Genomic DNA, 7732 nt, shown 5'->3' with positions numbered 1-7732 from the left:
CGTCGCGGTGCCGGTCACGGTGACCTTGCCGGCGTCGATCTGGGCGGTCCGGGTGTTGAAGGACTGGTAGGCCTGCTTGCCCGGAGCCACGTCGGCCACGGTCTTCTTGCCGAACGGGGTGTTCAGCTCGATCGTGGCCGGCGCGTCACCGTCGTTGACCGCCGTGACCGCCAGATACGCCGAGCTGCCGATGCAGCGCGGCGCGGCCGTCACGGTCAGCTTGACCTCGTCGTTCTTCGGGCCGCGGACGAGTGTGAAGTCGTCCACGTCGAAGTTCGCCCCGGTGAACACCAGGTAGAGCTTCACGCTCCCGGAGGGGACGTTCGTGAGCGGCGTCGAGACGTCCGCGTACGACTCCCACCCGCCGGTGTTCGGCACGGTGACGGTGCCGAGCACGGGGCCGGTCGGGGAACCGGTCCTGATCTCGAAGCCGCCGCTGGGGTCGGGCGAGGCCACCCGGGCCGTGAAGCGGGTGACCCCGGTGAGGTCCACGCCGTCGTACGCCGCCCAGTCGCCGGGGTTCACGTAGCCGAGCACGGTGCCGCCGTGCGCGGGGGTGTGGGGGTAGGTGTCGACGCCGTTCGCCTCGGTCCAGCTCTCGGCCTGGACGGTGACGTCGCCCTCCGCCGGGCCGAGCTCCTTGATGCGGATGTTCCGGAACGCCACCTCGTCGCCGTCGCCGTGGTTCTGGATGCCCACGTAGCCCTGCTGGAGGGACCGCTTGGGATCGGTGTTGGTGAAGTCGTTGATCTTCACGCCGTTCAGGAAGATCTGCAGGCGCTCGCCCTCGACGCGGAGCTCGTAGGTGTTCCACTGCCCCGGCGGGTTGAGCGCGGCGTCCCGGGCCTTGAGGTCCGCCGACTGGAAGCCGTAGACCGACCCGGTCGTCTTCTCCGGAGCGTCCGTGGCGTCGATCTGGATTTCGTAGCCGTTGTCGACCGCCGACCACGGGTCATCCGAGGCGGGGAAGCCGACGAAGACACCCGCGTTGTCGTCGCCGCGCATCTTCCAGTCGAGCTTGAGCGAGTAGGAGTGGAACTCCTTCGCCTTGTACCAGAACAGCCCCAGGCCGCCGTGCGAGGTCAGGGTGCCGTCGGCGTTGGTGAATCCGCCGGGGCCGGCCTGCTCCCAGCCGGTGGTGCTGCCGTTGTAGAGAGTCGTGTAGCCGGTCTCGGGACGGCAGTCGGCCTTGAGCGCGCCCATGGCGTACCTGATGCCGCCGAGCAGGTGCTGCCGGAACTCCGGCTCGGCGAACGAGGCAGCCGTGTGCCCGCCGCCCGTGTAGAACGACCGGCCGCCCTGATACTCCTTGCACCAGGCGATCGGGTGGTCGTCGCCCATCTTGCCGCCCGAGTACGACTTCTCGTCGAGGGTGGCCAGCACGTGCGCGGTGCTGCGGGCGTTGGTCCGGTAGTCGTACCACTCGTCGGTGCGCGTCCACGTCGGCCCGAGGTGGGCGGTCGCGGGGTGGGCCCGGTCCTCCACCTTCACGGTCGCCTGCTGGACGGCGGGGTGGGAGGCGAACCACGCCCCGACCAGGCCGCCGTAGAACGGCCAGTCATACTCGGTGTCCGCCGCGGCGTGGATGCCCACGTAGCCGCCGCCCGCCTTGACGTACGCCTCGAAGGCCGCCTGCTGGGCGTCGTTCAGCACGTCGCCCGTGGTGCTGAGGAACACCACGGCCTTGTACTTCGCCAGGTTCTCGGTGGTGAAGACGGCGGGGTCCTCGGTCGCGGTGACCTTGAAGCCCAGGTCCTTGATGGCCTGAACGCCCGCCGGGATCGAGTCGTGCCGGAAGCCGGCCGTACGGGAGAAGACCAGGACCTCGCCCTCGCCGCTGCCCGGGGTCGCCGTCGTCCACTTCTGCGCGTCGCGGCCGTCACACGTCCTGATGACGATCTGGGCGGGGTCGGTCGCGTCGAGGCACTTGCCCGACTGGGGGTTCTTGATGGTGCCGTCGGTGCCGACCGTCCAGATCTGCGCGCCGACGCCGGAGACGCAGTCCCAGATCTGCACCCGCGTGCCGTCGGCGGTGCCGCCGTTGGACACGTCGAGGCACTTGCCGAGCGAGCGGAGGGTGTTGCCGCTGACGGTCCAGACCTGCGCCCCGGTCCCGTTGCACTCGTAGAGCTGCACCTTGGTGCCGTTGGCGGGGTCGGCGTTCGCGACGTCGAGGCACAGGCCGGCGGCGCCGACGATCGGTGCCGGGCTTGCGCCGGCCGGCGGCTCCGCCGTCAGCGTGAAGTCGTCCAGGTCGAACAGCGCGCCGTCGTGGCCCTGGAAGACCAGGTAGAGCTCGGTCGTCCCGGCCGGGGCGTTCGACAGCGGCGCGGACACGTCGATGAACGTCTCCCAGCTGCCGGTGACGGGCACGCTCACCTTGCCCAGCAGGGTGCCGGTCCGCGAGCCGGCGCGCACCTCCATGGTGCCGCCCTTACCGCCGGAGGAGACGCGGGCGGTGATGCCCTTGGCCTTGCTCAGCTCGTAGGGCTTGAAGGAGATCCAGTCGCCGGCGTTGATGTCACCCACGGTCTTGCCGCCGTGCGCGTTGCTCTTCCCGATCGGGTTGACGCCCTGGGAGGCTCCGTAGTGCTCGGCCTGGCGGTGACGCGGCTGCAGGATGTGCTGGCTGTGGGTGATCAGCCCGCCCTTGTCGGTGTATTCGGCGTCGAACACCGCGAAGATGTTCGCCGCGTCGTCGTGCTCACCGTCGACCGGGATGGTCAGCTCGCCGGAGCAGCCGGTCTTCGAGGAGATCTGGTGGCCGTGGCTGTCGTGGCCGAGCACGTAGGTCATCTTGACCTTCGCGCAGTCGATCTCGCCGTCCTCGGGGTCGGTGACCTTGATCGAGAAGGGGATCGAGTCGCCCCACTGGAACAGGCTGCCCGCCGTGGGTGTCTCGATGGTCACGGTCGGCGCGGTGTTGCCCGCCGTGACGAGCACGCTCGCGCTGCCGCTGTTGCCCGCCGGGTCGCGCACGGTGAGCGTCGCGGTGTACGTGCCGTCCTTGTCGTAGGTCTTGACCGGGTTCGCCTCGGTGGAGGTGGTGCCGTCGCCGAAGTCCCAGGCGTAGGTGATCGTCGCGCCCTCGGGGTCGGCGGAGCCGGCCGAGGAGAACGTGACGGTGAGAGGCGTCTTGCCCGAGGTCTTGTCGGCCTTGGCCACGGCGATCGGGGAACGGTCGCGGCCCTTGATGTACTCGTAGCGGTACAGCGCCGAGTTGGCGTCGCCGTTGAAGTAGCCGGTGCCGTAGTCGAGCACGTACAACGCGCCGTCCGGACCGAACGCCAGGTCCATCACCTGCGTGCCGGTCCACGGGAAGCTCGCGATGTCGCCGCGCGTCCCGTCGGCCTTCACGTCGATCGCCTTGATCCACTGGCGGCCGAGCTCACCGGCGAAGAAGTGGCCGTCCAGGTCCTGCGGGAACTTGACCGCGGACTTCAGGTCGGCGTCGTAGCGGTAGACCGGCCCGCCCATCGGCGACTCGGAGCCGCCGCCGAACTCGGGCGGAGAGCCGGCGTCGCCGCCGTACCTGATCCACGCGGGCTGGGCGGGCGGCAGCGTGCGCTGCCCGGTGTTGCGCGGGGAGGCGTTGACCGGTCCGCCGGCGCAGTCGTACTTCGCCCCGGAGGGACCGGAGGGGAAGGTGAACTTGTTGTAGGTCTCGACCGCGGTGTTGGTGCCCGTGCAGTACGGCCAGCCGTAGTTGCCGGGGCGGGTGACGCGGTTGAACTCGACCTGGCCGCTCGGCCCGCGGTTGGGGTCGCTGGTCCCGGCGTCGGGGCCGTAGTCGCCCACGTAGACGACGCCGGTGGCCTTGTCGACGCTCAGCCGGAACGGGTTGCGGAAACCCATCGCGTAGATCTCGGGCCGCGTGTCCGGGGTGCCCGGCGGGAACAGGTTGCCCTCGGGGATGTCGTAGGTCCCGTCCGGCTTGACCTTGATGCGCAGGATCTTGCCGCGCAGGTCGTTGGTGTTGCCCGAGCTGCGCTGGGCGTCGTACGCCGGGTTGCGGTCGGGCCGCTCGTCGATGGGGGAGTAGCCCGAGGAGTCGAAGGGGTTGCTGTCGTCGCCGGTCGACAGGTAGAGGTTGCCGTCGGCGTCGAAGTCCATGTCGCCGCCCACGTGGCAGCAGATGCCGCGGTCGGCCGGCACGTCGAGGATCTTGACCTCGCTGCCCTTGTCCAGCGTCCAGTCGGGCTTGATCGTGAACCTGGACAGCCGGTTCACGCCCTTCCAGGCGGAGAAGTCCGACGCGGTGGCCGGGGCGTCGCCGTCGGGGGTGTCGAGGCGGGGAGCGTAGTAGAGGTAGACGAACCGGTTGGTCGCGAAGCCAGGGTCGGCCGCGACCCCCTGGAGGCCCTCCTCGTCGTGGGTGTAGACGTTCAGCGTGCCGACCACGGTGGTGTCGCCGCGGGCGTCGGTGCGCCGCAGGACTCCGTCACGCGCGGTGTGCAGCACCGACAGGTCGGGCAGCACGGTCATCGTCATCGGCTCGCCCATCTCGGCGACGCCCTTGGCCATCTCCACGCGCTGGTAGTCGGCGGCGTCGATGGGCGCCGTGTGTGCCTGGGCCGGCGCGGCCGGGGTGAGCACGGTCAGGCCCGTGAAGGCCAGAAATAAGGCACAAGTCTGTGCGATCCGTTTTCTTACGCGATCGGTCGGCCGCCTGGGGGGCATGGCGGAGGTTCCTTTCGTCGGTGCGGTACGCCCGGCACGATCCCGGGCGCGCGACCCCGCTTCACAGATCCACCTGGAAGTGGTGATCGCACGTAACGTAAGCTTCTTTTGCCGTGAGGGGAAGATAGTTCGGTGAAAACTGGATAACTTTCGCCGAGTCGAGCGAAAGTTCCTTCGCTCGCCGACGCCCATCCGCAGACCGCGTGCCGTCACGGGTCTCCTGGGTAGCAACTCGGGCATGGTCTCCCCAACGGCAGGACGGGTCGAGCGTCCGGTGATGCACCACCACTGGTCCGACATCACCTTCATCCACTGGAGATATCCGCCCGAGCTGGTGCAGGCGTTCCTGCCGGACGGGCTCACCGTCGACACCTACGAGGGGCCGCGTACGTCGGGCTCACGCCGTTCCTGATGCGCGGCGTGCGGGCGCCCGGGCTGCCGCCGCTGCCGGGGCTGTCGCGCTTCCCCGAGACCAACGTGCGCACCTACGCGCGGGACGCCCGGGGCCGCGCCGGCCTGTGGTTCCTGTCGCTGGACGCCGGGAACCTGCCCGCCGTGCTGGGCGCCCGGGCCGCGTACGGGCTGCCGTACTACTGGTCGGACATGTCCGTGACCGGCGCGGGGGAGCGGCGCCGCTACCGCTGCGCGCGCCGATGGCCGGGCCCCTCCGGGGCGCGGTGCGACGTCGACGTCGACCTCGGGCCCGCGCTGGGCGAGGCCGAGCGGGACGGGCTCGCGGACTTCCTCGTGGAGCGGTACCGGCTCTTCACGGTCGTGGCGGGCCGCCTGGTGACGGCGGAGGTGGAACACCCGCGCTGGCCTCTCCACCGTGCCCACGCGTCCGGGCTGGAGCAGGGGCTGCTCGAGGCGGCCGGCCTGCCCGCGCCCGACCACGATCCGCTCGTGCACGCCTCTCCCGGCGTGCTCGTACGGGTCGGCATGTGGCGTCCGGCCTGAGGTCCTATCGCCGGGCCGAAGTGCGGGCGCGGGTCAGGCGCGGGGCTCCTCGAAGCGGTCGAGGTAGGCGGCGTACCAGGCCCGCTCCTCCTCCACCAGCGCGTGCCGGTCGGCGTAGACGTGGTCGAACATGGCGTCCACCGGCGGGTCGGGCATGGCGATGACCCCGTCGCGCAGTTCGAGGGCCATGCGGTCGCCCTCCTCCTCGACCTCGGTGAAGAACGCCTCGTCGGCCATGCCCTCCCGCAGCAGGTACGCCCGCAGGCGCGCGATCGGGTCCTTCTTCCGCCACGCGTCCACCTCCTCGGCGGGCCGGTAGCGCCCCGGATCGTCGGAGGTGGTGTGCGGGCCCATCCGGTAGGTGTACGCCTCGATGAGGAACGGCCCGCTCCCGGAGCGCACGTGCCGCAGCGCGGCCCTCGTCACGGCGAGGCAGGCCAGCACGTCGTTGCCGTCCACCCGTACGCCGGGGAAGCCGAAGCCCCGTGCCCGCTCGTAGATCGGCGCCCGGCTCTGCCGCCCGACGGGGTGGGAGATGGCCCACTGGTTGTTCTGGCAGAAGAACACCACCGGCGCGTCGAACACGGCCGCGAAGTTGAACGCCTCGCTGACGTCCCCCTCGCTCGCGGCCCCGTCGCCGAAGTAGGCCACGACGGCCGAGTCGTCGCCGTCCCTGCGGACCCCCATGGCGTACCCCACGGCGTGCAGCGTCTGCGCGCCGAGGACGATCGTGTAGAGGTGGAAGCGCGTCTCCCGGGGGTCCCAGCCGCCGTTCGTGGTGCCGCGCAGCATGCCCATGAGCGTGAGGGGAGCGATGCCCCGGCACCAGGCCACGCCGTGCTCCCGGTAGGAGGGGAAGACGTGGTCGTCCGGCGCGAGCGCCCGGCCCGAACCGATCTGGGCCGCCTCCTGCCCCAGACAGGGGATCCACATCCCCAGCTCGCCGAGACGCTGGAGGGCGAAGGCCTCCCGGTCGATCCGGCGGACCAGCGCCATGTCGCGATACAGCCCCCGATACTGGCTCTTCGACAGATCCAGGTCGTACTCGGGGTGCGCGACACGCTCGCCTTCGGGCGTGAGCAGCTGGACCAGATCTTCGGCCTCGTCCTGGCGCCGCACGTCGTCTCCTCTCTGACAACGGTGACCGGTGCCGGCGCCTCCATCACCGCGAGGTCGTCGGCACCGTGCGAAGCCAATCATTCCGGCTGTACGGCCCACGGGATCACACGGCGTGCCCGCCACGCCGATGAGCTGCGCTTTCTCGTCGGCGGCGGGCAGGTGAGGGTCAGCCGGTCGCGGTGTCGGGGCGCAGTCCCGCGAGGACGATCGCGAGCGTGCGGGCCCGCAGATCCGGCTCCCACCGGGTGTGCAGGGACGCCTGGCACAGGCCGATCAGCAGGGCCATGACCTCCGGCGCCCGGACGTCGGAACGTACGGCCCCGGCCTGCTGGGCCCTGCCGACGAGCACCTCGACGGCCTCACGCAGGGCGAGGACCGGCTTGGCCACGGTGACCGGGATGCCCGCCTGCGCGAGCAGGTCGACGACGGTCTTCTGCTCCGCGGCCTGCTCCACGGTCCGGGTGAAGAAGGTGAAGAACGCGGTGGCGGGGTCGCCCTCCGCCGCGAGCGCGCGGGTCTCCTCGGCCAGCCTGACGGCGACGGCGTGCATGATCGCCTTGAGCAGGGACTCCTTGGTGGGGAAGTGCCGGAAGACGGTGCCGATCCCGACTCCGGCCTTCTGGGCGATCTCCTCGGTGGAGGCGGAGGGGCCCTTGGCCGCGAAGACGGCCTCGGCCGCCTCCAGGATGCGCGCCCGGTTGCGCTGGGCGTCGGCGCGCAGCGCTCTCACCGGCCCGGCGGGGGTGTCCGGCTCGGGAACGCGCTGATCGTTCGGCATCCCTCGGCTCTCCCACGCCTCGATTGACATCCGGATTCGCCGCTTCATAGCCTATAACCGAAGTGGAGACTCCGATTGTAGGTCACGCCGCAGCGAGGAGTGCAGATGTTCGAGAGGTTCACCGACCGTGCGCGGCGGGTTGTCGTCCTGGCTCAGGAAGAGGCCAGGATGCTCAATCACAACTACATCGGTACTGAG

Annotated in this window: 3 protein-coding genes and 1 pseudogene; 1 reads left to right on the top strand and 3 read right to left on the bottom strand. The window is 70.5% G+C overall.

The features are described 5' to 3' along the window. The coding region (locus AB0J39_RS36495; RefSeq protein ID WP_363473239.1) for a ThuA domain-containing protein at window positions 1–4596 on the bottom strand (4596 nt) is incomplete at its 3' end. A gap of 322 nt (window positions 4597–4918) precedes the next feature. Between AB0J39_RS36495 and AB0J39_RS36490 the strand changes: the two are divergent. Then, a pseudogene (locus tag AB0J39_RS36490) lies at window positions 4919–5637 on the top strand (DUF2071 domain-containing protein). Between the two features lie 33 nt (window positions 5638–5670). Here the strand turns inward: AB0J39_RS36490 and pdhA are convergent. Further along, window positions 5671–6756 carry a pyruvate dehydrogenase (acetyl-transferring) E1 component subunit alpha gene (pdhA, locus tag AB0J39_RS36485; protein WP_363473237.1) on the bottom strand — a complete coding sequence of 362 codons (1086 nt, stop codon included), beginning with the start codon at window positions 6754–6756 and terminating at the stop codon, window positions 5671–5673. A 166-nt stretch (window positions 6757–6922) separates the two neighbouring features. Further along, window positions 6923–7534: a helix-turn-helix domain-containing protein gene (locus AB0J39_RS36480; RefSeq protein WP_363473235.1), complete on the bottom strand. Its 612-nt coding sequence runs from the start codon at window positions 7532–7534 to the stop codon at window positions 6923–6925. Between the last annotated feature and the right edge of the window lie 198 nt (window positions 7535–7732).

Origin of the sequence: Microbispora sp. NPDC049633 (assembly GCF_040675265.1) — a bacterium.
In the GTDB taxonomy this organism is placed as follows: Bacteria; Actinomycetota; Actinomycetes; order Streptosporangiales; family Streptosporangiaceae; genus Microbispora; species Microbispora maris.
Note: the sequence above shows the minus strand (reverse complement) of the source record. Positions and strands in the feature narration are given on the sequence as shown.